The sequence below is a fragment of the Acidocella sp. MX-AZ02 genome (genome assembly GCF_000306035.1).
In the GTDB taxonomy this organism is placed as follows: domain Bacteria; phylum Pseudomonadota; class Alphaproteobacteria; order Acetobacterales; family Acetobacteraceae; genus Acidocella; species Acidocella facilis.
The window spans coordinates 349245-372509 of record NZ_JH976208.1 but is presented as its reverse complement, the minus strand read 5'-3'; the positions used below and the strand labels follow the sequence as shown (position 1 = coordinate 372509).

Annotated in this window: 25 protein-coding genes and 1 pseudogene; 3 read left to right on the top strand and 23 right to left on the bottom strand. The window is 66.2% G+C overall.

What is annotated here, in order from left to right; all coding sequences use genetic code 11:
- Window positions 1-56: 56 nt before the first annotated feature.
- Window positions 57-1226 (bottom strand): MFS transporter, encoded by a 1170-nt coding sequence (locus tag MXAZACID_RS10045; RefSeq protein ID WP_240376607.1) that lies wholly within the window; start codon window positions 1224-1226, stop codon window positions 57-59.
- 158 nt (window positions 1227-1384) lie between these two features.
- On the opposite strand from MXAZACID_RS10045, the gene MXAZACID_RS10040 reads away from it, so the two are divergent.
- A complete protein-coding gene (locus tag MXAZACID_RS10040) occupies window positions 1385-2332 on the top strand; it encodes a nitronate monooxygenase family protein (RefSeq protein WP_008494201.1) in 948 nt (315 codons plus the stop codon).
- 4 nt (window positions 2333-2336) lie between these two features.
- On the opposite strand, the gene MXAZACID_RS10035 is transcribed toward MXAZACID_RS10040, so the two are convergent.
- From MXAZACID_RS10035 to MXAZACID_RS09955, 18 genes and pseudogenes are all read right to left on the bottom strand, one after another.
- Window positions 2337-2933 (bottom strand): TetR/AcrR family transcriptional regulator, encoded by a 597-nt coding sequence (locus MXAZACID_RS10035; RefSeq protein ID WP_205619786.1) that lies wholly within the window; start codon window positions 2931-2933, stop codon window positions 2337-2339.
- A gap of 12 nt (window positions 2934-2945) precedes the next feature.
- Window positions 2946-3338: an oxalurate catabolism protein HpxZ gene (gene hpxZ, locus MXAZACID_RS10030; protein WP_008494199.1), complete on the bottom strand. Its 393-nt coding sequence runs from the start codon at window positions 3336-3338 to the stop codon at window positions 2946-2948.
- Window positions 3335-4684 (bottom strand): AtzE family amidohydrolase, encoded by a 1350-nt coding sequence (locus tag MXAZACID_RS10025; RefSeq protein WP_008494198.1) that lies wholly within the window; start codon window positions 4682-4684, stop codon window positions 3335-3337. The genes hpxZ and MXAZACID_RS10025 overlap by 4 nt, the downstream gene beginning before the upstream one ends.
- A 6-nt stretch (window positions 4685-4690) precedes the next feature.
- Window positions 4691-4873, bottom strand: a complete 183-nt coding sequence (locus MXAZACID_RS10020; RefSeq protein ID WP_008494196.1) for a DUF4089 domain-containing protein — start codon at window positions 4871-4873, stop codon at window positions 4691-4693.
- The gene (locus MXAZACID_RS10015; RefSeq protein WP_008494195.1) at window positions 4873-5958 is read right to left on the bottom strand and encodes a BMP family ABC transporter substrate-binding protein; all 1086 of its coding nucleotides are present in this window, start codon (window positions 5956-5958) and stop codon (window positions 4873-4875) included. The genes MXAZACID_RS10020 and MXAZACID_RS10015 overlap by 1 nt, the downstream gene beginning before the upstream one ends.
- 27 nt (window positions 5959-5985) lie before the next feature.
- On the bottom strand, window positions 5986-6912 hold the full coding sequence (locus tag MXAZACID_RS10010) for an ABC transporter permease (RefSeq protein ID WP_008494194.1): 927 nt from the start codon (window positions 6910-6912) through the stop codon (window positions 5986-5988).
- Window positions 6909-7985: an ABC transporter permease gene (locus MXAZACID_RS10005; RefSeq protein ID WP_008494193.1), complete on the bottom strand. Its 1077-nt coding sequence runs from the start codon at window positions 7983-7985 to the stop codon at window positions 6909-6911. Before MXAZACID_RS10005 ends, MXAZACID_RS10010 begins: the two co-directional genes overlap by 4 nt.
- A complete protein-coding gene (locus MXAZACID_RS10000; RefSeq protein WP_051060310.1) occupies window positions 7969-9549 on the bottom strand; it encodes an ABC transporter ATP-binding protein in 1581 nt (526 codons plus the stop codon). The genes MXAZACID_RS10005 and MXAZACID_RS10000 overlap by 17 nt, the downstream gene beginning before the upstream one ends.
- 121 nt (window positions 9550-9670) lie before the next feature.
- Window positions 9671-10333 (bottom strand): cysteine hydrolase family protein, encoded by a 663-nt coding sequence (locus tag MXAZACID_RS09995; RefSeq protein WP_008494190.1) that lies wholly within the window; start codon window positions 10331-10333, stop codon window positions 9671-9673.
- Window positions 10330-10800: a nucleoside deaminase gene (locus MXAZACID_RS09990; RefSeq protein WP_008494189.1), complete on the bottom strand. Its 471-nt coding sequence runs from the start codon at window positions 10798-10800 to the stop codon at window positions 10330-10332. Before MXAZACID_RS09990 ends, MXAZACID_RS09995 begins: the two co-directional genes overlap by 4 nt.
- Window positions 10797-11702, bottom strand: coding sequence for a xanthine dehydrogenase accessory protein XdhC (gene xdhC / locus MXAZACID_RS09985; RefSeq protein WP_039885163.1), 906 nt, complete (start codon window positions 11700-11702; stop codon window positions 10797-10799). The genes MXAZACID_RS09990 and xdhC overlap by 4 nt, the downstream gene beginning before the upstream one ends.
- Entirely contained in the window at window positions 11695-13554 is a 1860-nt protein-coding gene (xdhB, locus tag MXAZACID_RS09980) for a xanthine dehydrogenase molybdopterin binding subunit (RefSeq protein ID WP_008494187.1), read from the bottom strand. Before xdhB ends, xdhC begins: the two co-directional genes overlap by 8 nt.
- Before the next feature lie 121 nt (window positions 13555-13675).
- Window positions 13676-14014 (bottom strand): annotated as a pseudogene (locus tag MXAZACID_RS20480) (xanthine dehydrogenase molybdopterin binding subunit); the annotation flags it as partial.
- Entirely contained in the window at window positions 14007-15428 is a 1422-nt protein-coding gene (xdhA, locus tag MXAZACID_RS09975) for a xanthine dehydrogenase small subunit (RefSeq protein WP_008494184.1), read from the bottom strand. The gene xdhA and the pseudogene MXAZACID_RS20480, both read right to left, overlap by 8 nt.
- A 182-nt stretch (window positions 15429-15610) precedes the next feature.
- Window positions 15611-16522, bottom strand: coding sequence for a polyprenyl synthetase family protein (locus MXAZACID_RS09970; RefSeq protein WP_008494183.1), 912 nt, complete (start codon window positions 16520-16522; stop codon window positions 15611-15613).
- Window positions 16523-16526: 4 nt separating this feature from the next.
- Window positions 16527-16763, bottom strand: coding sequence for an exodeoxyribonuclease VII small subunit (locus MXAZACID_RS09965; protein ID WP_008494182.1), 237 nt, complete (start codon window positions 16761-16763; stop codon window positions 16527-16529).
- Between the two features lie 30 nt (window positions 16764-16793).
- Window positions 16794-17717: a histone deacetylase family protein gene (locus MXAZACID_RS09960; RefSeq protein WP_008494181.1), complete on the bottom strand. Its 924-nt coding sequence runs from the start codon at window positions 17715-17717 to the stop codon at window positions 16794-16796.
- The gene (locus MXAZACID_RS09955) at window positions 17714-17950 is read right to left on the bottom strand and encodes a sulfurtransferase TusA family protein (protein ID WP_039885287.1); all 237 of its coding nucleotides are present in this window, start codon (window positions 17948-17950) and stop codon (window positions 17714-17716) included. The genes MXAZACID_RS09960 and MXAZACID_RS09955 overlap by 4 nt, the downstream gene beginning before the upstream one ends.
- A gap of 64 nt (window positions 17951-18014) precedes the next feature.
- Between MXAZACID_RS09955 and MXAZACID_RS09950 the strand changes: the two genes are divergently transcribed.
- Both MXAZACID_RS09950 and MXAZACID_RS09945 read left to right on the top strand, forming a co-directional pair.
- Window positions 18015-18917, top strand: coding sequence for an ROK family protein (locus MXAZACID_RS09950; protein ID WP_008494179.1), 903 nt, complete (start codon window positions 18015-18017; stop codon window positions 18915-18917).
- A 93-nt stretch (window positions 18918-19010) separates the two neighbouring features.
- The gene (locus MXAZACID_RS09945) at window positions 19011-19697 is read left to right on the top strand and encodes a cysteine hydrolase family protein (RefSeq protein ID WP_008494177.1); all 687 of its coding nucleotides are present in this window, start codon (window positions 19011-19013) and stop codon (window positions 19695-19697) included.
- A gap of 125 nt (window positions 19698-19822) precedes the next feature.
- Here MXAZACID_RS09945 and MXAZACID_RS09940 read toward each other — a convergent pair whose 3' ends face one another.
- The 4 genes from MXAZACID_RS09940 to MXAZACID_RS09930 all read right to left on the bottom strand — a co-directional run bounded on the left by MXAZACID_RS09940 (window position 19823) and on the right by MXAZACID_RS09930 (window position 23081).
- Window positions 19823-20647: a hypothetical protein gene (locus MXAZACID_RS09940; RefSeq protein ID WP_008494176.1), complete on the bottom strand. Its 825-nt coding sequence runs from the start codon at window positions 20645-20647 to the stop codon at window positions 19823-19825.
- 2 nt (window positions 20648-20649) lie between these two features.
- Window positions 20650-20880 (bottom strand): hypothetical protein, encoded by a 231-nt coding sequence (locus MXAZACID_RS19755; RefSeq protein WP_205619785.1) that lies wholly within the window; start codon window positions 20878-20880, stop codon window positions 20650-20652.
- A 295-nt stretch (window positions 20881-21175) separates the two neighbouring features.
- The gene (locus MXAZACID_RS09935) at window positions 21176-22198 is read right to left on the bottom strand and encodes a dipeptidase (protein WP_008494174.1); all 1023 of its coding nucleotides are present in this window, start codon (window positions 22196-22198) and stop codon (window positions 21176-21178) included.
- Window positions 22179-23081, bottom strand: coding sequence for an A/G-specific adenine glycosylase (locus MXAZACID_RS09930; RefSeq protein ID WP_008494173.1), 903 nt, complete (start codon window positions 23079-23081; stop codon window positions 22179-22181). Before MXAZACID_RS09930 ends, MXAZACID_RS09935 begins: the two co-directional genes overlap by 20 nt.
- Window positions 23082-23265: the final 184 nt, after the last annotated feature.

Genomic DNA, 23265 nt, shown 5'->3' with positions numbered 1-23265 from the left:
CGCCGCTTTTTTGAAAAAAAGCGGCACCAAAAAATTTTTATAACTTTTCCCCCGGATTAAACCGCCCGCAGCGCCAGCCACCACATCACCAGCCCGGCCAGCGCCAGCAGGCACCCCACCAACCCGGTCTGCGGCAGCGCCGCCCCCAGGCTGATCGCCACCCCCGCCAGCAATGGCCCGAGCGCATTGGCCACGTTCATCGCACTCTGGTTCAGCGCCGCCGCCAGCGTCTGCGCCCGGCCCGCCACCAGCATCAGCCGCGCCTGCAAGGGCGAGCCCAACCCGCCGCCGCCGCCGATCAGCAAGGCCGCCAGGCACATGCTCCAGACATGCCCGGTCATCAACGGATACAGCGCCAGCGCCGCCGCACTCCAGATCAGCACCCCCGCCACCGTCGGCATCAGCGCCTTGTCGGCGAAGCGCGCGGTGAGGATATTCCCCACCGTGATCCCCACCCCGAAACAGCCCAGCACCAGCGGCACCAGATAAGGCGCGCCATGCGTCACCTGCAGGAAAGTAGAGGCGAAATAGGTATAGGCCGCGAAAATCCCGCCAAAGCCGATCGCGCCGATGGCCGCCGTCAGCCAGACATGCTTGTTCTTCAGCGCGTCCAGCTCATCCAGCGGGTTCTTCGCGGGTTCCCCGCTATTATCGCGCCGCGGCACCAGCTTCCACACCATCACCGCCGTCACCAGCGCCAGCACCGCCACCAGCACGAAGGCCAGCCGCCAGTTCAGCAACTGGCCGATGGCATTGGCCAGCGGCACGCCGAAAATCGTCGCCACCGTCAGCCCGGTGATGACGCTGGCAATCGCCTGGGTGCGCTTCTCCGCCGGCACCAGCTCGGCCGCGACCAGCGAGGCGACGCCGAAATACGCCCCATGCGGCAGCCCGGCCAGGAAGCGGAACACCAGCATCCAGCCAAAGCTCGGCGCCAGACCGCTGAGCAGATTGCCGAGCGCGAACAGCACCATCAGCCCGATCAGCAGCCGCCGCTGCGGCAGCTTCGCCGCCGCCACGCACAGGATCGGCGCGCCCACCACCACCCCCAGCGCATAGGCGCTGATCACCCGCCCGGCCTGGGCGATATCCACATGCAGCCCTTGCGAGAAATAGGGCACCAGCCCCATCGTGCCGAACTCGGTGGTGCCGATGGCGAACCCGCCTGTGGAAAGCGCCAGCAAGGCCAGCCCGGCATTGCCCGCACGCGGGAGGTTTTGATCCATCAGCCCCATACTCGATTTGTTCGGAAGGCCCCGGGACGGGGCTTGCCGCCATGTGGGAGGATGCGCGCCGCCGGTCAAGCCCTTGCCCTGCCCGGGAAAATATGGCTGGCTATGGTTAACGGCGTTAATAATCGCCATTATTCCAAGGAACCGTGCCCATGACCCTGCCCGCCTGGCTGGAACCCCGCCTGTCTCTGCCCGCCATCGCCGCGCCGATGTTCATCATCTCCCGGCCGGAGCTGGTCATCGCGCAATGCAAAGCCGGCATCGTCGGGGCCTTTCCCTCGCTCAATGCCCGTCCCTCCGGCGTGCTGGAAGAGTGGCTGACCCGCCTGCGCGCGGAACTGACCGACGCGGACGCCCCCTTCGCGGTCAATCTCATCGTCCACAAGACCAATCCGCGCCTGCAGGAGGATCTGGCGCTGTGCGTGAAATATCGGGTGCCCATCATCATCACCTCGCTCGGCGCGATGCCGGAGGTGAATGAGGCGGTGCATGGCTATGGCGGGCTGGTGCTGCATGATGTCATCAACGATGAATTTGCCCACAAAGCCGTCGCGCGCGGCGCGGATGGGCTGATCGCGGTGGCCGCCGGGGCCGGCGGCCATGCTGGCACCATCAACCCGTTCGCCTTGGTGCAGGAAATCCGCGCCTGGTTCGATGGCCCGCTGGCGCTCTCCGGCGCCATCGCCAATGGCCGCTCCATCGCCGCCGCCCGCGCCCTGGGGGCGGATCTGGCCTATATCGGCTCCGCCTTCATCGCCACGCAGGAGGCCGACGCCCCCGCCGCCTATAAGCAAATGGTCGTGGAGAGCAGCGCCAAGGACATCCTCTATTCCAACCTCTTCACCGGGGTGCACGGCAATTACCTGATCCCCAGCATCAAGGCGGCGGGGCTGGACCCGGCCCTGCTGGCCGGCGCCGACCCGGCGAAAATGGAATGGAGCCAGGTGGTGAATGGCAGCAAGGCCTGGCGGGATATCTGGGGGGCTGGCCAGGGCATCGGCGCTGTGCGCGACATCGTCCCCGCCGCCACCTTGATCGCCCGGCTGCGCGATGAATACCAGGCCGCGCTGGCACACCTCGGCGCCGAGACGAACGCCTGATCCGCTAATCCGGCCTGGGGCGGGTGCCGCGCACCAGAGCGCGCATCATCTCATGGCGCAAGCTGGTGAAATTCAGCGTCTCGGAGCGGATCTTGCCGGTCATTTCCAGCGTGATCAGCCCGTGCAGCCCAGCCCAGAACAGATGCCCGAGCACGCTGGCATCCGTCTCCAGCCCGCCCTGCGCCACCATGCGCTCGACATAGAGCGTCATGTTCCCCCGGGCGCGCGCCAGCGCCGCGCTGAATTCCGGATACTCATCCGGGTCCGGCTGGTTGAGCGCGTAGATCAGCCGGTAGGCATCCGGATTCTCGAAGGCGAAGGCGACATACGCATCCCCGACCGCGCGCGAAATCTCCCAGACATCGCCGGGCCCGCCGATGGCCGCCTCCAGTGCCTCGGAGAGCCGGTTCAGCGCCCGCGCCCGGGCGGCGGCCAGAATCGCCTCCTTGTTCGGGAAATAGCGATACAGCGCCGTCGCGGACCAGCCCAGCTCACGCGCGATCGAATGGGTGGAGACATTCTCCAGCCCCTGCGCCACCGCCTGGCGCTCGGCCACGCGCACGATTTTCTCGCGGGTTTCCGCGAGACGGTCTTCTGACAAAGCTTGCGGCATTCAGGCTCCGGTGTCGGTCGTTACCAGAGAGACATGGGCGCTGACGATTCGCCAGCCAAGATCCTGAAACCGAACCCAGATTTGCGTCTGACGCCCACGCCGCGCCTCACCCTCGCGCTCGAACTCGGTGGTGGCGACCCCGTGGTCAGGCCCGAAGGCGACGATGCGGGTATTGATCAGCCGCCGCTTCGGCGAGCCGCCGGCCCGCCCTTGGCGAAACGCGGCGATCTCCTCGATCCCGTAAGCCGCCCCGTTATCGCCAAAGCGCAGCGCCTGCGGGCTCGGCCAGAAAAACCCGTTCAGCGCCTCGATATCATTGGCCATCAAGGCCCGCTCATAGGCGGCGAACAAATCCTCCAGCTCGGCCTTCGCCGCCGGCTCGTCGATGATCACCCGACCACCTTCGCCGCCAGCACCCCCGCCGCCTCCAGCCGCGCCGCCGCCGCCAGTGCCAGCGCCTCACGCCCAGGCGCGGCGATGATCTGCACCCCGCGCGGCAATCCGCTTGAGGCCACCGGCACGCACACCACCGGCAGCCCGATGAAGCTGATCGGCTGGGTATAAAGCCCGATATTGGCGCGCAGCGGCACCTGTTCCCCGGCCAGCTCGAAACTTGGCTGGCCGATCAAAGGCGCGGTGATCGGCGTGGCAGGTGCCAGCAGCAGATCATGGCGCTCGAACAATTTCAGCGCCTGCTCCCGGAACCAGGCGCGGAAGCGCTGCGCCTGATAAATCGTCTCTGCCGGCTGCAACGCCCCCGCGATCAGCCGCGGCAGCGTCGCCGGATCATAATCCTGCGGCCTTGCGATCAGGTTGGGCTTATGCAGCTGCCCACCCTCGAAGGCGGAAATGCAGAACGCCGCCGCCCGCGCCCGCTTCGCCTCCGGCAGCGTCACGCTCTGCGTGCCGCCCAGCGCATCGGCGACGATCCGCACCGCCTCCAGCATCTCAGCACTGGCCCCGTGCTGGAACCAGTCATCCAGCACCGCCACCCGCGCCGCATCGGCCGCCTCGCCCAGAACCGGGCTGGCTTCATCCTCGTCCTGCAGCACATCATAAGCCAGCGCCAGATCCGCCGCCGAACGCGCGAACGGGCCGATATGGTCGAAGCTGTCAACGAACGGGAACGTCCCCGCCCGCGTCACCCGGCCGTAGCTCGGCTTCAACCCGTAAATGCCCGTCAGCCCGGCGGGCAGGCGGATCGAGCCGTTGGTGTCCGAGCCCAGCGCCAGCACGCACAACCCCGCCGCCACCGAAGCCGCCGAGCCGCCGGAGGAGCCGCCGGCGATACGCGTGGTGTCATGCGGGTTGCGCGTCGGCCCGTCATGGGCGTTTTCGGTGACGAAGCCATAAGCGAATTCGTCCATGTTCAAGGCGCCGAGCAGCACCGCCCCGGCCTCGTTCAGCCGCTGCACATGCGGCGAATCCTGCTTGGGCGGGGCCGCCTCGCGGCGGATTTTCGAGCCCGCCAGCGTCGGCAGCCCGACAATGTCGAACAGGTTCTTCACCGCGAACGGCACCCCGGCCAGCGGGCCGGGATCGCCCCCCGCCTGCACGGTGGCATCCACCCAGGCCGCCTCGGCCCGCGCCCGCTCAAAGGTTTTGCCGGTGAAGCAGTTCAGCACCGGGTCCAGCGCCTCGATGCGCCTGATATGCGCCGCCAGCACCTGCGAGGCGGAGAGCTTGCCCGCCCGCACCCGCGTGGCGATCTCCACCGCGCTCAGCTCAAAAAATTCCATATCGCCTCAGGGGGTAAAACGCGGCGCCGCCTCGGTCTGCGCCGGCAGCGGAAAATCCCGGATCAGCGCCGCCTGGGCGCAGAGCACGGCGAAGGCGGTTTGCACCGCCTCCTGGTGCTCGGGCCGGATCGGCAGCCCGAGCAATTTCGACGCCGCCGCCAGATAGGCGGCTTCGTCCGGCGCGCTCATCAGGAGAGCTTGCCGTCGATACCCTGCACCAGCGTCTGCAGCCCGGTCAGGGTGTTGTCATCCATCACCTGGCCGGCGGGCAGGAAGATTTTGCCGGTCTGGTCGGTCAGCGGGCCGACAAAGATCTTGTTCTTGCCGGAGGAAATATCCGCCACCGCCTGCTTCGCCGCCGCCGCCACGCTGTCAGGCATGTTGGTGTAGGGCGCCATGGCCAGCATGCCATCGGCAAAGCCGCCCCAGGTATTCTCGGTCTTCCAGGTGCCGGCCAGGGCTGCCTTGCAGCGCTTGATGTAATAGCCGCCCCATTCATTCACATCGGCGGTGAGCTGGTTCTTCGGCGCGAACTTGATCATGTCCGTCGCCTCGCCAAAGGCCGGGATGTTGCGGCTGGCGGCCACCTGCAGCGGCGCCGGGCTGTCAGTATGCTGGGTCAGCACGTCGCAGCCCTGGTCGATCAGCGCCTTCGCGGCATCGCCTTCCTTGCCCGGATCGTACCAGCTATCGACCATGATGAATTTCAGCTGCGCCTGCGGGTTCACCGAGCGCATACCCAGCAGCACCGCATCCATGCCCTGCACCACTTCCGGGATCGGCACGGAGGCGACATAGCCGATCTTGCCGGTCTTCGACATATGCCCGGCAATGACGCCCTGGATATAGCGCCCCTGGTAATAGCGGATGTCATAGATGGCGAGGTTCTTGGCCTGCTTATAGCCGGTGCAATGCTCGAACATCACATCAGGATGCTTCGCCGCCACCTTCACCATATAGTTCATATAGCCGAACGAGGTGCCGAAGATCAGCTTATGGCCGGAGGCGACCAGGCTCTCGAACACCGCCTGGCATTCCGGCGCTTCCGGCACATTCTCGACATAAGAGGTCTCGATGGCGCCCCCCAAAGCCGCCTGCGCCTGCTTGCGGGCGATATCATGCTGGTAGCTCCAGCCGAAATCCCCGACCGGGCCGACATAGACAAACCCCACCTTCAGCGGTGCGGCGGCGCGGGCGGCGCCGATAATGCCGGGTGCGGCCAGGGCCGAGGCCCCCAGCATGGCGGTAAAGCCACGGCGTTTGAGTGAAGACATGATGTTGCTCCTTCCTTTTCGTGAAGCTCAGGCTGTGGCGTGGAAATATTTGCCGAGGCAGGCGGGCTGGTTGAGCCGGATGCGCCGCGCATCGCGCGAGATCAGCACCAGCACCAGCACGGTGCCGACATAAGGCAAGGCGGAGACCAAGGGCGAGGGCACCGAAATCCCCAGCCCCTGGACATACAGCGAGAAGAAGGTGATGCCGCCGAACAGATAGGCGCCGACCAGCAGCCAGAGCGGCCGCCACGCGGAGAACACCACCAAAGCCAGCGCGATCCAGCCGCGCCCGGCGGTGAGGTCCTGCGACCAGAGCGGCGAATAGAAGAGCGAGAAATACGCCCCGGCGATCCCCGCCATCGCCCCGCCAAACGCCACCGCGGCGTAGCGGATGCGCAGCACCGGATAGCCCATCGCATGCGCGGCATCGTGGCTGTCCCCCACCGCGCGCAAGATCAGCCCGGCATGGGTGCGGTTGAGGAACCAGGCGATGACCGCCAGCATGATGAAGGCGAAATAGACCAGGATATTTTCATCGAACAACACCGGCCCCAGCACCGGAATGGCGCTCAGCAGCGGGATCGCGATCGGGTGCAAAACCGGCGCGGAAATGCCGACATAGCCCGCCCCCAGCAAGGCCGCGAAGCCATGCCCGAAAATCGTCAGCGCCAGACCGGTCGCCACCTGGTTGGCGAGGAAGGAGAGGCTGAGCAGCGCGAAGATCATCGCGATGCACACCCCCGCCAGCGCCGCCACCCCAACCCCCAGCATGGCGCTGCCGCTATGATGCGCGGTGGCGAAACCGGCGATGGCGCCGACCAGCATCATCCCCTCGACGCCGAGATTGAGCACCCCGGATTTCTCCGCCACCAGCTCGCCGGAGGCGGCAATCAGCAGCGGCGTGGAGGCGGCGACGACCGACACCGCCAAGGTTGTGACCATGGAGAGGATCATGCGGCCTCCGTCGCGCGCGGGCGGATGCGCCGGACGCGGTGCAGGATCAGCACATCCGCCCCCAGCAGATAAAACAGCAGCACACCCTGGAAAATCCCGGTGATGGCGTTGGGCATGTTGAGATTGATCTGCGCCGCATCGCCACCGAGATAAGAGAGCGCCAGCAGCAGCCCGGCGAAAATCACCCCGACCGGATGCAGCCGCCCCAGAAACGCGACGATGACGGCGGAAAACCCATAGCCCGGGGTGATGGTGGTGGTCAGCTGCCCGATCGGCCCGGTGACTTCGATGATCCCCGCCAGCCCGGACAAGCCGCCCGAGACCAAAAGCGCGATCCAGGTCAGCCTTGCATTGGAAAACCCGGCAAAGCGCGCCGCCCGCGGTGCCTGCCCCACCACCCGCAGCTGAAACCCCAGCACCGAGCGCCCCAGAATCTGCCACAGCACCAGCGCCAGCACCGGCGCCAGCGCGCAGCCGAGATGGATGGAGGTGCTGCCAAAATCCGGAGTCGTCGCCCCCGCCCCGAACATCGCCGATTGCGGAAAGCCGAAGCCCTGCGGATCGCGCCACGGCCCGGTCACCAGCCAGACCAGGATCAGATTGGCGACATAGACCAGCATCAGCGAGGTCAGAATTTCATTGGCGTTGAATTTCAGCTTCAGCCAGGCCACCAGCCCGGCCCAGACCATGCCACCCAGCACGCCGAGTGCCAGCACCAGCGGATATTCCCACCAGAACGCGCCATTGGGCAGCGCCAGCGCCACGCCGGCCCCGGCCAGCGCGCCCATGGTGAACTGCCCGTCCCCGCCGATATTCCAGACATTCGCCCGGTAGCACAAAGCCAGCCCCGCCCCGATCATGATCAGAGGCGCCGCCCGCACCGCCAGCGAGGACAGGCCCGAGACATTGGCGATCGGGGTGATCAGGAAGGTCTCGATCCCCTGCACAGGCGGCTTGCCGAGCAGCGCGAAGATCACCATCATCGTCACGATGGTCAGCAAAATCGCCAAAACCGGCGAGCCGATGGACCAGAAGCCCGAGCGCTCGCCGCGCGGTTCAAGCCGGAACAACATGCTGCGCCTCCCCGGCTTGATCCTGGCCCGTCTGCGTGCCGCCCATCAACAGGCCAATCCGTTCGATCGTCGCATCCTTCACATCCATCGCCTCGGAAAGCCGCCCCGCCGCGATCACCGCGATGCGGTCGCATAACAGCAAAATCTCGTCCAGATCCTGCGAGATCAGCACGATCGCCGTACCCGCCTGGGCCAGCGCCACCAGGGCCTCGTAAATCGCCGCCGCCGCGCCGGCATCCACCCCCCAGGTCGGCTGCGAGATCACCAGCACGCCCGGCTGCTGCAACACCTCCCGCCCGACCAGGAATTTCTGCAGATTGCCGCCGGAGAGCGAACGCGCCTCCGCCAGCGGCCCGGTGGTGCGCACATCGAAGGCGGAAATCACCTTGGCCGCGAATTCCTGGGTCCGGCGCTTATTGATGAGACCAAACCGCCCCAGCGCGCCGCGTATATGGGCGGAAAGAAAGCCGTTCTCGGCCAGGCTCATCCCGCCCACCGCGCCATGGCCGTTGCGCTCCTCGGGCAGAAAACAGCCGCCGCGCCGCCTGCGCGCCCGCGGCCGCTCCAGCCCCACCGGGGCGCCATCCAGCAGAATATTCCCCGGCGCGCCGGCGGGAATTTCACCCGAAAGCGCATCCATCAGCTCGCTCTGGCCATTCCCGGCGATCCCGGCGATGCCGAAAATCTCCCCGCCTTTCACGGCGAAGGAAATCTCCTTCAAATCCGTGCCGAATTGCTGGTTGGAGCGGATGGTCAGCTTACTTACCACCAGCCGCTCCGGCCCCTGGGCACTGTGTTTCTGCGAATAATCCTGGGTTTTCAGCTTCGCCGAGATCATCAGCTCCGCCAGCTCGCGGGCGGTCTTCTCGCGCGGGTCGCACTGCGCCACCACTTTGCCCAGCCGCATGATCGTCGCCGCCTCGCACAAGCTGCGGATCTCTTCCAGCTTGTGGCTGATATAGAGAATCGAGCAGCCCTCGGCGCGCAGCCGCCGCAGCGTGGCGAACAGCGCCTGCACCTCCTGCGGGGTGAGCACGCTGGTCGGCTCGTCCATGATCAGCAATTTCGGGTTCTGCAGCAGGCAGCGCACAATCTCGATGCGCTGGCGCTCGCCGACGGAGAGATCATGCACCGCCTTATGCGGGTCCAGCGGCAGCCCGTAACGGCTGGAAATCTCGGCGATCCGGCCCTCGAGATTCTCCCGGTCCTTCGGATCATTCAGCCCCAGCGCGATATTCTCCGCGACCGTCAGCGCCTCGAACAGCGAGAAATGCTGGAACACCATGCCGATGCCCAGCGCGCGCGCCTGGGCCGGGCTGTTGATCGCCACCTCCTGTCCCCGCCAGCGCAGACTCCCCGCATCCGGCTTCATCACCCCATAGATGATCTTCACCAGCGTCGATTTGCCCGCACCGTTCTCGCCCAGCAGCGCATGGATCTCGCCCTGGCCGATGGTCAGGTCCACATGGTCATTCGCCAGCGTGCCGGGGAATTGCTTGACGATGCCCCGCAACGCCAGCAATGGCGCGTCTTCAGCAACAGAGCGGTTCAAACCAGGGGCCATCGCGCAACCTCCAAGCAATATTCAGGCCAGCATCGATCCCGCCCGCAACCGGCAATGGCTATGAAGCAGGCAACCCATCCTGCCCAAAGCGTAGCCAGACTGACACGAAGCTGCAATAGAATCAGGCCCCTGCCAGCGACGCCGCGACATCCGCACTCGCCGCGACCCAGCCGAAAATGCCGCCTTGGGCCGCGACCATCTCCAGTGCCGCGCGATGAAACTCCGGGAAGTAGGAGGCGGTGCCATCTTCCAGCACCAGACATTCGAAGCCGCGATCATTCGCCTCGCGCAGCGTGGTATGCACGCACACCTCCGTCGTCACCCCGGCCAGGATCAGCTGGGTGATGCTGCGCTTATGCAGGATCGTCTCCAGATCGGTGGCATAGAAGGCGCCCTTGCCCGGCTTATCCACCACCGGCTCGCCATCAGCCGGCGCCAGATCATCGATGATGCCGTGCCCGGCCTCGCCGCGCACCAGAATCCGCCCCATCGGCCCGGCTCTGCCGATCCCCGCCGCCCGCCGATGCTTGGCCGGATGCAGATCCGCCAGATCCGGCCGGTGGCCTTCGCGCGTATGCACCACCAAAATCCCTGCCGCCCGGGCCGCCGCCAGCACGGTTACGATGGGGCCGATGGCGGCGCGCAGCTTCGTCACATCATTGCCCAAAGCCGCGCCAAACCCGCCCGGCTCCAGAAAATCCCGCTGCATGTCGATGATCACCAGCGCCACGCGGCCGATATCCAGCACAAAGGGCGCGGGCCTGGCTGCAATCTCCCGGCTCATGCCCAAACCCCGTCATGCAGCGCCAGCGCCTCATCCTCCAGCAGCGGGCCGACCACCTCGACCGCCCGCTGCCCGGCGGCGAACACCGTGCGGCAGGGCAGATCAAGCGTCGGGTTCTCCGCATGGTCCCCGGTCAGCGCCTTCAGCGCCGCTTCGCTGAGCCCGTACACCACCCGGCCGATCCCGGCCCAATAGATCGCCCCGGCGCACATCGCGCAGGGCTCGGCGCTGGAATAAAGCGTGCACTCGGCCAGGAATTTGCTGCCATAGGCAATGCTGGCCCGCCCGGCGAGGATGCGCTCGGCATGGCCGGTCATGTCATGGTCGGGCAGAAACCCGTTGCCTTGCTCCATCAGCACCGCCCCCTGCGGCCCGGCCAGCAGCGCGCCGAACGGGTGGCACCCCGCCTCGCGCGCCTTTGCCGCCACCGCGAAACTCCGCCGCAGCAAATCCTCATCCAAACTCATCCGCCCTCCAGGCTCAAAAGCTGTGCCGCGACCGAAACCGCGATCACCTCCGGCTGCTTGCCGGCCACCCCCGCCAAACCGATCGGGCAGGTCAGCCGCGCCGGGTCCACCCCGTCCGCCGCCAGCCGCGCGAGAAACCGCGACCGCTTGGTGCCCGAGCCGATCATGCCGACAAACCCGGCCGGCCCGCTTAAGGCGGCGCGCACCAGGGCATAATCCAGCTGATGGTCATGGGTGAGCACCAGCACCGCCGCCTCCGGCGGCGCCTCTGCCAGCAGCGCCTGCATCTCCTCCGCCGTGCAGCAGACCAGCCCGGGCAGCCCGGCCAGCTCCGGCCGCACATCGAACCAGCCGAGCGAAAGCGGCAGCCCGGCAAACACCCGCGCCATCGCCTGGCCGACATGCCCGGCCCCAAACAGCAGCACAGGCCGGCTGGTGATCTCCACCGGCTCGACAAAGCTTGCCCCCGCCCCCGGCAACGCCCCGCGCGCTTGCGGCAGCTTTGTCGCCAGCCGCCCGCCATAGGCCCGCTCGATGCGCCCTTCCGCCAGCCTCGCCACCAGCGTCTCCCCCGGCTCCGCCTGCAAAAATCCGCAAGATTCCGGGTCCAGATGCTCGACCAGCAGCCGCACCCGCCCGCCGCAACATTGGCCGAGCAGCGGCCCCAAAGGATAATCCTGCACCGCCCAGCTCCCGGGTGCCCGCCCCAACGCCGCCCTTGCCTGGGCGATGGCGGTGAATTCCAGCTTGCCGCCGCCAATGGTGCCGAAAATCGCCTCGGCAGACACCAGCATCTTCGTCCCCGCCCCGCGCGGCGCCGAACCTTCGGTGGCCAGCACGCTGACCAGCGCCACGGGACCACGCGGCAGCCAGGATCGTAGCGCTTCGATCCACTCAGCCATGACCCACCCTCAATGCCGCAATCGCCGCCAAAATCCGCTCCGGCGTCGCCGGCGCATCCAAAGCCGGAAACCCGCCGCCCGGCACGCTCGCCGCCACCGCCTGGGTCAGGGCGCAGAACACCGCATTGGCCAGCATGAAAGGCGGCTCGCCCACCGCCTTGGAGCGATGGATGGTCGGCTCGGCATTCTCGCCTGGTGCCCACAGCTCGATCTTCATCCGCGCCGGACGGTCCGAGGCGGTCGGGATTTTATAGGTCGAGGGCGCATGGGTGAGCAGCCGGCCTTGATCGTCGAACACCAGCTCCTCGGTGGTCAGCCAGCCCATGCCCTGAATAAACCCGCCCTCGATCTGGCCGAGATCGATCGCCGGGTTCAGCGATTTGCCGACATCATGCAGAATATCCACCGCCAGCACCTTATGCTCGCCGGTCAGCGTATCCAGCGCCACCTCCGCCACCGCGGCGCCGTAAGCGAAATAATAGAAGGGCCGGCCGGTATGGCTGGCGCGGTCATAATGGATGGCGGGGGTGGCATAAAACCCGGTGGCGGAGAGCGAAACCCGCGCCAGATAGGCCAGCTGGCACAGCCTGGCGAAACTCACCCGCTCCGCCCCGGCGACCACCCCGTCCGGCGTGAAGCGCACCGCCGCTTCCGCCACCCCGAAATGTTTGGCGGCGAATTCAACCAGCCGGGCGCGGATCGTCGCCGCCGCATTGAAGGCTGCCATGCCGTTGAGGTCGGACCCCGAGGAGGCGGCGGTGGCCGAGGTGTTGGGCACTTTGTCGGTGCGGGTGGAGGAGATGCGCACCTGCGCCACTGGCACCGCGAACACATCGGCCACCACCTGCGCCACCTTGATCATCAGCCCCTGCCCCATCTCGGTGCCGCCATGGTTCAGCAGGATGGAGCCGTCCGTATAGATATTCACCAGCGCCCCGCCCTGGTTGAGATGGGTGGTGGTGAAGGAGATGCCGAATTTCACCGGCGTCAGCGCGATGCCTTTCTTGATGATGCGATGGCGCGCATTCCACTCCGCCACCGCCGCGCGCCTTGCCGTATAATCGCTGCTGGCCACCAGATCCGCGATGATCTGCGGGGCGACATTATCGCTCACCTGCATCGCATAGGGTGTGAGATCCCGCCCCGGCCCGTAGAGATTGGCCAGCCGCACCGAAAGCGGGTCCTTGCCCAGCACATGGGCGATATGGTCCAGCATCCGCTCCGCCACGATCATCCCTTGCGGCCCGCCAAAGCCGCGAAAGGCGGTGGCAGAGACGGTATGGGTTTTCGTCCGGTGCGAGAGGATCTTCACCGCCGGGTAGAAATAACAATTATCCGCATGGAACATCGCCCGGTCATTGATCGCCTGCGAGAGATCCGCCGAGCAGCCACAACGCGAGGCCAGCTCCATCGACACCGCTTCGATCCGCCCCTCATCGTCGAACCCGACCTCGTAGCTGGTCTCGAATTCATGCCGCTTGCCGGTGAGCACCATGTCGTCATCGCGGTCGGCGCGGATTTTCACCTGCCGCCCGGTCGCCGCCGCCGCCAGCGCCGCCCCGGCGGCGAACAGGGAGGCCTGGGTCTCCTTGCCGCCGAAGCCGCCGCCCATGCGGCGCACCTCCACCGTCACCTGCGCATCCGCCAGCCCGAGCACGCGGGCGATGATATGCTGCACCTCGCTCGGATGCTGGGTGGAGGAGAGCACATGCATGCCCCCCTGCTCCTGCGGGGTCGCCACCGCGATCTGGCCTTCGAGATAGAAATAGATCCTGCCCGCCCACTCGCCAGCCGGCCGGAGAGCCGGTGGGGCGGACGCCGCCAAAGCCGCCGCCACGTCGCCGCGCCCCACTGCTCTGGGCGGGCTCGATCAGGCTGTCCGCCGCCACCGCTTCGGCAATGGTGAGCAAGGGCGGCAACGGCTCATACGCGGCCTTGCCCAGTTTCGCCGCCCGCCGCGCCGCCTGATGGGAGCTGGCGACCACCAAGAACAGCGCCTGGCCGTGATAGACCACCTCATCTTCCGCGAAGAGCCGGTCATCCCCGGCGAAGGGGCTGACATCGTTCTTGCCGGGGATGTTGATGGCGGAAAACACCGCCACCACGCCGGGGGCGGACTGCACGGCAGAGAGATCCAGCCCGGTCAGCCGCGCATGCGCCACGCTGGAAAGGCCGAAGGCGCCATGCAGAATGTTGGCGGCCTCGGGCACATCATCGGCATAAAGCGCGGTGCCGGAAATCTGCGCGGCGGCGCTGTCATGCGGCAAGGGCCGTGCGACGGCGCCCAGGGTCTGGATCTCGCGGTCAGCCATCGGCCAGCTCCAGCACGCTCACCGCCTCGCCCTGGGATTGCGCCCAGAGCCGGCGCAGCAGATTGGCCGCCACGGTGAGGCGATAGGCAGCCGTGCCCCGCACATCCGAAAGCGGCGCAAAATCCTGCCCGATCAACGATGCCGCCGCCTCCAGCGCGGCTTCGGTAAAGGGCGCGCCGGTCAGCGCCGCCTCGACATGCGCCGCCCGTTTCGGCGTGCCGGCCATGCCGCCAAAGGCCAGCCGCGCCTGGGTGATGGTGCCCCCCTCCACCCGCAGATGGATCGCCCCGCAGACGGCGGAGATGTCGCTATCGAAGCGCTTCGATAATTTCGCAATCAGGATCAGCGCGCCCGGCTCGGGCCGGGGGATGAACAGGCTTTCCACAAACTCGCCCGGCTGGCGGTCCTGCTTGCCATAGGCCAGGAAGAAATCCTCCAACGCCATGGTCCGGCGTTCCGCCCCCCGGCGCAGCGTCAGCGTTGCCCCCAGCGCGATCAGGGAAGGCGGCATGTCGCCGATCGGCGAGCCATTGGCGATATTGCCGCCGATGGTCCCGGCATTGCGCACCTGCGCCCCGCCGATCCGCCGCACCAGCTCGCCCAAAGCCGGATGCAGCCGCGCCAGCGCGGCTTGCGCCTCGGCATAGCGCAAAGCCGCGCCGAGGCGCAGCCCGTCCTGCGTCTCCTCCATAAATCGCAGCGCTTCGATATCGGCGATGAAGATCAGCTCGTCCAGCACGCGCTGCTGCTTGGTCACCCAGAGCCCGACATCCGTCGCCCCTGCCACCAGCCGCGCCTGGGGGTGCGCCAGATAGAGTGCCGCCAGCTCCTCGACGGTTTGCGGCAGGAAGGCGCGGCGGCCCTGATAGTTGATCGCGCCGGGAGCGTCGCGCAGTTTTCGCAGCGCTGCGATAATGGCCGCATCGTCACGCGGGGCCGACGCCACCGCCGCACCCGCCGCCAGAATCGGCCCATAGCCGGTGCAGCGGCAGAGATTGCCCGCGAGGCAATCCGCGACGCTCTGCTCCGCCCCCAGCGCGCCGATGCTGCGCGCATAGAGCGACATCACGATGCCCGGCGTGCAGAAGCCGCATTGCGAGCCGTGCCGCTCCAGCATTTCGCGCTGCACCGGATGCGCGCCGCCCAGGCTCTCGATGGTCAGCAGCGCCTTGCCATGCAGCATCGGCAGGAACATGATGCAGCTATTCACCGCCCGCCAGGCGATGCGCGCGCTGCCCCCCTCGCCCGCCAGCGTGCCCAGCAGCACGGTGCAGGCGCCGCAATCGCCCTCGGCGCAGCCTTCCTTGGTGCCGGTGCGGCGCAGCGGGCCGCGCAACAGCTCCAGCACCGTGCCGGTGGGGTCGGGCGCGTCCAGCGTGATCACCTCGCCATCCAGCAGGAACCGCACGCTCATTGGCTCTACTCCACACCCGTCCCAACCCGCGGAGTGTCCACCCCACCCACCCGGCCTGTCAACGGTAAGTTGCCCGCCCGGCCATTTAAAAAGGCAGGACCGAACCCGGCCCTGCCTGTTTCAGATTCCACCCACGGCGCGGTTTTGGGCAACCGGCTGAAAGCGCGCTCAGCGCGTGCGCCTCAGCTCTTGCGCGAGACGGTGAAGCGGGCCAGCGCCTGCAGCAGCGCGGCGCGCTCGCCAAAGCTCTCCAGATGCGCCGCCGCCTGCTCGGCCAGGCGCTCGGCCTGGGCGCGGGCGCGCTCCAGCCCCAGCACCGCGACCATGGTCGCCTTGCCGGAGGCGGCATCCTTGCCGGCGGTCTTGCCCATTTCCTCGGCGGTGGCGGTCTCGTCCAGCACATCGTCATAGATCTGGAAGGCCGCCCCCAGATCGCGGCCATAGGCGACGATCGCCTGGCGTTGGGCGGTGGGCGCACGGCCCAGAATCGCCCCGGCCTCGGCGGCGTACTGGATCAGCCGGCCGGTCTTCAGCGCCTGCAGCCGGGTGATCTCGGCGCCCGAGAGTTCCTTGCCCTCGGATTGCATGTCGATCATCTGCCCGCCGACCATGCCGCGCATGCCCGAAGCCGAGGCCAGCGCCAGCACCAGCTCGATGCGCGCCTCGGCATCGCCATGCGTGTCTTCCTCGGCCAGCACCTCGAAGGCGCGGGTCTGCAGCGCGTCGCCGGCCAGGATCGCGGTGGCCTCGTCGAATTTCTTGTGGCAGCTGGGCTGGCCGCGGCGCAGATCATCGTCATCCATCGCCGGCAGATCGTCATGCACCAGCGAATAAGCGTGCAGCATCTCCACCGAGGCGGCGACGCGCGCGGCGCAGGTGCGGTTGACCGAGAACAGCCTGGCCACCTCCATCACCAGAAAGGCGCGCATGCGCTTGCCGCCATTCAGCACGGCATAGCGCATGGCCTCCATCAGCTTCGCCTCGGCGGTCTCGGGCACGGGCAGCAGCGCGTCGAGCTGCGCCTCCACCAGCCTTGCCACCTCGGCCAGCGCCTCGCCCAGCGCGTCCGGCTTGGGTACCACATCAAGCGCCATGGTCTTACTCTCCGTCCTTGAGGGCGAGCGAGCCATCCGCCCGCGCCACGATGGCCTGCACCCGGGCTTCCGCCTGGGCCAGTTTTTCCTCGCAATGTTTCTTCAGCGCCGCCCCGCGCTCGTAGGCGGTGATCGCATCTTCCAGCTTCTGCTGGCCGGATTCCAGCCCGCGCACGATGGCTTCCAGGGCGGCCAGGGCGTCCTCGAAGGAGAGGGCGGCAATATCGGATTGATCAGTCATGAATGCTCCCGTAGCCGCGCCGCGCGGGAATCACAACCGCATCAGCGCGCGCACATGCGTAGCACAGCTTTGCGCCAACGCGGTGGGATCATAGCCACCTTCCAGCAGCGAGACGACGCGGCCGGGGCAATGCGCATCGGCGATGGCCAGCAATTCGCGCGTCGCCCAGGCGAAATCCGGCTCTTTCAACCGCAGCTGCGCCAGCGGGTCGGCGGCATGGGCATCGAAACCGGCGGAGAGGATCAAGATCTGCGGGGCGAAATCCGCCAGGCGGGGGAGCAGGGCCGTGCTCCAGGCGGCGCGGAAGACCTCGCCGGTGGCGCCGGGCGGCAGCGGGATGTTGAGGATATTGCCCATCCCGGTCTCGCTCTGCGCCCCGGTGCCGGGAAAGCAGGGTGATTGGTGGGAGGAGGCGTAGAAGACCTGCGGGTCCGCGCTGAAAATATGCTGGGTGCCGTTGCCGTGATGCACATCGAAATCGACGATGGCGATGCGCGTGAGGCCCCATTGGCGCTGCGCCTGGCGGGCGGCCACCGCGGCGTTATTGAAGACGCAGAAGCCCATCGGCCGGTCGGCCTCGGCATGGTGGCCGGGCGGGCGCATGGCGACGAAGGCGGCCTGGGCCCAGCCTTCCATCACCGCATCCACCGCCGCCGCCCCCCCCCCGGCGGCGCGCAAGGCGGCCTCGCGCGTGCCCGGGCCGAACACCGTATCGCCGTCGATATGCCGGACGGGCTCGCCGGACCAGCCCAGCACGGCGTCGATGTAATCCGCGTCATGCGCGGCCTTCAGCTGCGCCGGCGTGGCCAAGGGGGCCAGCTCGCGCAGCAGGTGCGCGAAATCCGGCGCGTCCAGGGCGCGCAGCACGTAGCGCAGCCGTTCCGCGCATTCGGGATGGTCCGGGCCGGTATCATGCCCCAACGCCGCCGGATGCGTGAACAGCGCCACGCTCATCCGGGCTGGCCGCCGCGTTTCAGCGAAAAGCTATACACACCCTTGACCTCGCTGGCGGCGATCAAGGCATGGCCGCTGGTTTTGCAGAATTCCCGGAAATCCGCCACCGCCCCTGGGTCCGTCGCCAGGATGCGCAATTTCTCGCCGGGCGCCATGGCGCGCAGGGCGCGGGCGGCGCGCAGCACGGGGATGGGCGATTTCTGGTATTGCGCGTCGATTAGAGTTTCTCCCATGGCGCGAATCATGCGCCTTCACGCGGGCTTGAGCAAGATGAGGTTTCGGCCCAGAACCCGGCTTATGACCCATCGCATCGGCATCGATCTCGGCGGCACCAAGACGGAAATCATTCTGCTGGCGCAGGATGGCCGCGAAATACTGCGCCGCCGCCGCCCGACCCCGCCCGGCTATGCGGCGGCGTTGCGCAACATCGCCGATCTGGTGGCCGAGGCGGAGCAGGAGAGCGGGCAGGTTTGCACGGTTGGGGTGGGGATACCCGGCTGCATCTCGCCCGCCACCGGGCTGGTGAAGAACGCCAATTCCAACGCGCTGAACGGCCATGCCTTCGACCGCGATCTGGCCGCCTTGCTCGGGCGCGAGGTGCGGGTGGCGAATGATGCCAATTGCTTTGCCCTCTCCGAGGCGGTGGATGGCGCGGCGGCGGGGGCGGGGGTGGTGTTCGGCATCATCATCGGCACCGGCACCGGGGCGGGGATTGTGGTGAATGGGCGGATACTGGAAGGGCGGCACCGCCTGGCCGGGGAGTTCGGCCATACCCCCCTGCCCTGGCCACGGGAGGATGAGCTGCCGCTGGCGCGTTGCTGGTGCGGGCAGAGCGGCTGCCTGGAGCTGTATCTGGCCGGCCCCTCGCTGGCGCGCGAATGCGACGGGCCGGGCTATCACGATGCCGGCTCGCTGCCCGAGCGCGCCGCCGCCGGGGACGACAAGGCGCAGGCGGCGCTGGCCCGGCACGCGGACCGGATGGCCCGGGCGCTGGCGGTGATCACCAATCTGCTCGACCCGGACTGCATCGTGCTCGGCGGCGGGGTTTCCAATATGGCGCATCTCTATGAGCAGCTGCCCGGGTTGATGCGGCCTTATGTGTTCTCGGACCAGGTGGCGCCGCACATCGTGAAGGCGAAGCATGGGGATAGTTCGGGGGTGCGCGGGGCGGCCTGGTTGTGGCCGGCGGGGCAGGGCTGAACGCCACGCGGTGCAGCGCTGGCACGCGGATTGCTTCACCCGCCTCATGCGCGGCCTTTGCGGCGGCGCTGCATTTCCAGCGCAAGGACCGCCATGACCCAGCCGACCCGCAGCATCGCCGCCCGCCCCTATCCCTGGCCCTATGATGGCAGCCTGGGGCCGCAGACCACGGCGCTGGTGATCATCGACATGCAGACGGATTTCTGCGGGCCGGGCGGGTATGTGGACAAGATGGGCTATGACATCGCGCTGACCCGCGCGCCGATCGCGCCCATTCAGGCGGTGCTGCGGGCGATGCGGGCGGGGGGTTATACGATCATCCATACGCGCGAGGGGCATCGGCCGGACCTGGCGGATCTGCCGGCGAATAAACGCTGGCGCTCACGCCAGATCGGGGCGGGGATTGGCGATGCCGGGCCGTGCGGGCGGATTCTGGTGCGCGGCGAGCCAGGCTGGGAGATTATTCCCGAGCTGGCGCCGCTGCCGGGGGAAATCATCATCGATAAGCCGGGCAAGGGTTCGTTCTGCGCGACGGATCTGGAGTTGATTTTGAACCAGAAACGCATCCGCAATCTGGTACTGACCGGGATTACCACGGATGTGTGCGTGCATACGACCATGCGCGAGGCGAATGATCGTGGATTTGAGTGCGTGATTCTGGAGGATTGCTGCGCCGCGACGGATGCGGGCAACCATGCGGCGGCGCTAAAAATGGTGACGATGCAGGGCGGGGTGTTTGGGGCGGTGGCGAGGTCGGGGGCGTTGTTGGCGGGGGTGTAGGGGGTGGGGACGAGGAAAATTGCCGCTCAGAAGCGGCTACTTTGCGCCCATCCTTGTCGTTCCCGAGCCCTGGTTAATGGCCCGAAAGCCGCCGTTCCCACGGGAAAGATTTTTGCGCCGTAGGCCTAAGCTTTAGGCTCCTCCACCCAGCGAGCATATTCTTTCAGGTCAGGGATCAAATCACCGGCCATTTTAAAATCTGGCTTACTGATTTTTGGAGCATCTTTCCCGTATTCGGCGGCCATTTTTTCTCCATGCTCTCTAAGCACATTGACGAGCTGGACGCTAAATCCGATGCAGCTATCATTGTAACGTTCTATGGCGTCCATCAAATTGGGGTATCGATCATCAACACGGCCAGGTGCGAAAGGAGTGCCAAAATAAAGGCATGCTTTCATAGCGTCATTGTTTTCAGGCATCTTTTTGACTTCGTCGATCCAGGCGTTGCGTTGTGCCGCAGCATCAGCAAAGCCCTCGATGGACTGCATAAGAGGAGTTAACAGAAGCAGTGCCCTGCCGCTCGGGTTAATCCGATCCAAAAGAATTTTTTGCAGTTCCGCAATGGGAGAATAGGGTGGCAGAATTGTTTGGAGCACGAGTTGATAGGTAAAAGTAGTGTTTGCGGGGATTACCAGTGCATTTACGCGCATGTCGTGGGCTTCGCGATCCGCGCGTTGCTGTTTGTAGCCTGCAACGAGTTCTTTGGTGAGCTGCTTTTTGGTCGCGATGTAGGTGTTGGCGATATTGAAGGCAAAACTCAGCGCCGCATTTACCCCCCTTATTTCGGCCAAAATTTCTTTCCGCCGCGCTGTCCTTTCGGCGAGAAGTTGGGCACCCCAGGTGCCAGCGAAAGCGGCAATAGCGGTACTGACAATGGCAATAAAAAGTGGCGAGGAAAGGGCTGCATTTGCAATTCCCAGCAGTTGGTCAAAGATATACGGATCGGCCATGATTACAGGTCTTTTCGTCTCCACACGCCGTCGAGCTGGAACCATCTCTCAGAAACTGAGCGATCCTCTGAAATAAGGGTAAGCGAGTGTGCGGGAATTTTGGGGTGATTAGTCACCGCGCTAAAAACCTGCCGCGCCTCTTCAACGGTCTTAAAATCAAGAGTTAACGGTTTGAGTAACGGCTCAATTTCCCCGCTGGGGTTCGTCCAGAACATTTCTAAAGTGAATTGCATTATTTACTATAACGACTGTTCGTGTGTTTGTAATGGGCAGTTCATTTCTCAAAAATCAAGACTTCTGGAAACTAAATAGAGTCACATGATTTCAATAGGTTAAATCTTGCAAAAGATATGACCGAAACCCAAAATTCATTTCCTTGGCTCAAATCATCTTTTGATTTCAAACATTTTCCGCTAGGCGGTCGGCTCTTAAGCCAGATCTCCGCTATTTGCGGCTGTCAATCTGACGCAGACGAGCCGCTCCCGGCCCGATCTAGCCATCGGCAACCGCCGCCCCTATTCATTACCCCTACTCCGCCGCCGCCTTCTCCCCCGCCACAGCCTCAGCCTTTCGCATCAGCCGCAAAAAATTCCCGCCCCAGATTTTCTCGATTTCGCTCCGCCCATACCCGCGCTTCGCCAACGCCGCTGTCAGGTTCGGGGTTTGGCTGGCGTTCATAAAGCCGCGCACGCCGCCGCCGCCGTCGAAATCGGTGCCGATGCCGACATGGTCCACGCCCATGCGTTTCACCGCGTAATCGACATGGTCGACGATATCCTCCACCGTCAAATCCGCCGCGCGGGCTTTCGGGCGCAGGAAATTGGAGACGATGGTGATCTGCGCCAGCCCGCCAGTGGCGGCCAGCGCGTCGAGCTGTTCGTCGTCCAGATTGCGCTTATGGTCGCACAGGGTTTTCATGCAGCTATGGGTCGCCACCACCGGGGTGCGCGAGCGCTGGGCCGCCTGCATCATCGTCGCCTTGGAGGCGTGGGAGATGTCGATCAGCACGCCCAGCTCATTCATTCGCGCGATCACCGCCTGGCCGAAATCCGAGAGCCCGCCATAGAGCGCCTCGGGGTCGCCCAAGGTCGGCAAGGCGATGGCGGCGTCCGCGATCTCGTTATGGCCGTTATGGGTGAGGGTCATGTAGCGGATGCCACGGGCGGCGAACTCGTCCAGCAAAGCCAGGCTCTTGCCGATGGCGTAGCCATTTTCGATGACCGGGACGATGCCGGGCTTGCCGGCCGCGAAGGCGGCCTCGATGGCCCCCGCACTGGTCGCCCAGATGCCGCCAGAGCCATCCGCCGGGGCCATGGCGGCGATGGCGTCCAGCATCGCCCGCGCCCGGCTGGTGGCGGCCTGGTGCCCGGCATCGTCGCGCCGCCCTTGCGGGATATAGGCGGCGAAGCATACGCCCCCCACCCGGCCCTGCCGCATCTTCGGCAGATCGACGCAGCGCGGCCCGTCCTCGAACGGGCTGGGGCCTTCCGGCCAGGGGATGTCGACATGGGTATCGATGGCCAGCAGGCCGTTATGCGGATCGTTTTCCATTCCCCGCATGGTTGAGCGCCAGGCAACCGGCGTCAAGCGCCTTGCGCATGACCGAGGGCACCGGGGCGGTGCCGACCGGGGCATGCAGCGCGCCCGCCGGCAAAGCGGGCACGCGGGCCACCTTCACGGACAAAGTCAGAGCGAAATGGGTGAAGATATGCTCGATGGCGCCGGCATCGCGCCAACGGGTTTTCACCGGCGGGGTATCCGGCAGAGCCAGCATGCCGCCGAGCAGCCCGCTGGGCGGGCGGCGCAGCAGCAGCACATTGTCCTGCGCGTCCAGCAGCATATAGGCGATGCCCTCACGGTGCGGGCGCTCGGGCTTTTTCGCCTTGGCCGGGAGGGTGGCGGCGATGCCCTGGGCATGGGCCGCGCAATGCGCCATCCAGGGGCAGATGGCGCAGGCGGGGGATTTGGGGGTGCAGATGGTGGCCCCCAGATCGAACAGAGCCTGGGCGAAATCGCCGGGGGCCTGGCGGGCGGCTTTGTCGCGCATCAGCGCCTCGGCGGCGGTGGCGATGGTTTTCTTGGAGCCCGGCAGCGGCGCGGTAATGGCGAAGAGGCGGGCGGCGACGCGTTCGATATTGCCGTCCACGGGCAGCACCGGCAGGTTGAAGGCGATCGCGCCGATGGCGTTAGCGGTGTAGGGACCGATGCCGGGGAGGGCGCGTAACCCTTCGATACAATCAGGGAATTCGCCCAGCGCCGCCACCGCGACCGCGCATTTATGCAGGTTTCTGGCGCGTGCGTAATAGCCAAGCCCGGCCCAGAGGGCGCACACCTCCTCCACGCTGGCGGCGGCGAGCGCTTGCACGGTGGGGTAGGTTTCTAGAAATCTGGCGTAATAAGGCCGCACGGTTGCCACAACCGTCTGCTGCAACATGATTTCGGAGAGCCAGACATGGTAAGGGTCGGCATGCTCGCCAGGGGCTGAGCGCCATGGCAGATGACGGCGATGGCGGTGATACCATGAGAGGAGTTTGCGTGCCGGAGGAGGGGAAGAAGAAGCGTGCGCCACGGGCGCCGATTGTGCCGCAGGAATCTGCGCCGCGCAATTTCGGCCCGCG

Coding starts and splice junctions, on each gene's coding strand:
- MXAZACID_RS10045 (WP_240376607.1), bottom strand. CDS start 1,226: ATGGATCAAAACCTCCCGCGTGCGGGCAATGCCGGGCTGGCCTTGCTG.
- MXAZACID_RS10040 (WP_008494201.1), top strand. CDS start 1,385: ATGACCCTGCCCGCCTGGCTGGAACCCCGCCTGTCTCTGCCCGCCATC.
- MXAZACID_RS10025 (WP_008494198.1), bottom strand. CDS start 4,684: ATGGAATTTTTTGAGCTGAGCGCGGTGGAGATCGCCACGCGGGTGCGG.
- MXAZACID_RS10020 (WP_008494196.1), bottom strand. CDS start 4,873: ATGAGCGCGCCGGACGAAGCCGCCTATCTGGCGGCGGCGTCGAAATTG.
- MXAZACID_RS10015 (WP_008494195.1), bottom strand. CDS start 5,958: ATGTCTTCACTCAAACGCCGTGGCTTTACCGCCATGCTGGGGGCCTCG.
- MXAZACID_RS10010 (WP_008494194.1), bottom strand. CDS start 6,912: ATGATCCTCTCCATGGTCACAACCTTGGCGGTGTCGGTCGTCGCCGCC.
- MXAZACID_RS10005 (WP_008494193.1), bottom strand. CDS start 7,985: ATGTTGTTCCGGCTTGAACCGCGCGGCGAGCGCTCGGGCTTCTGGTCC.
- MXAZACID_RS10000 (WP_051060310.1), bottom strand. CDS start 9,549: ATGGCCCCTGGTTTGAACCGCTCTGTTGCTGAAGACGCGCCATTGCTG.
- MXAZACID_RS09995 (WP_008494190.1), bottom strand. CDS start 10,333: ATGAGCCGGGAGATTGCAGCCAGGCCCGCGCCCTTTGTGCTGGATATC.
- MXAZACID_RS09990 (WP_008494189.1), bottom strand. CDS start 10,800: ATGAGTTTGGATGAGGATTTGCTGCGGCGGAGTTTCGCGGTGGCGGCA.
- xdhC (WP_039885163.1), bottom strand. CDS start 11,702: ATGGCTGAGTGGATCGAAGCGCTACGATCCTGGCTGCCGCGTGGTCCC.
- xdhA (WP_008494184.1), bottom strand. CDS start 15,428: ATGAGCGTGCGGTTCCTGCTGGATGGCGAGGTGATCACGCTGGACGCG.
- MXAZACID_RS09970 (WP_008494183.1), bottom strand. CDS start 16,522: ATGGCGCTTGATGTGGTACCCAAGCCGGACGCGCTGGGCGAGGCGCTG.
- MXAZACID_RS09965 (WP_008494182.1), bottom strand. CDS start 16,763: ATGACTGATCAATCCGATATTGCCGCCCTCTCCTTCGAGGACGCCCTG.
- MXAZACID_RS09960 (WP_008494181.1), bottom strand. CDS start 17,717: ATGAGCGTGGCGCTGTTCACGCATCCGGCGGCGTTGGGGCATGATACC.
- MXAZACID_RS09955 (WP_039885287.1), bottom strand. CDS start 17,950: ATGGGAGAAACTCTAATCGACGCGCAATACCAGAAATCGCCCATCCCC.
- MXAZACID_RS09950 (WP_008494179.1), top strand. CDS start 18,015: ATGACCCATCGCATCGGCATCGATCTCGGCGGCACCAAGACGGAAATC.
- MXAZACID_RS09945 (WP_008494177.1), top strand. CDS start 19,011: ATGACCCAGCCGACCCGCAGCATCGCCGCCCGCCCCTATCCCTGGCCC.
- MXAZACID_RS09940 (WP_008494176.1), bottom strand. CDS start 20,647: ATGGCCGATCCGTATATCTTTGACCAACTGCTGGGAATTGCAAATGCA.
- MXAZACID_RS19755 (WP_205619785.1), bottom strand. CDS start 20,880: ATGCAATTCACTTTAGAAATGTTCTGGACGAACCCCAGCGGGGAAATT.
- MXAZACID_RS09935 (WP_008494174.1), bottom strand. CDS start 22,198: ATGGAAAACGATCCGCATAACGGCCTGCTGGCCATCGATACCCATGTC.
- MXAZACID_RS09930 (WP_008494173.1), bottom strand. CDS start 23,081: ATGTTGCAGCAGACGGTTGTGGCAACCGTGCGGCCTTATTACGCCAGA.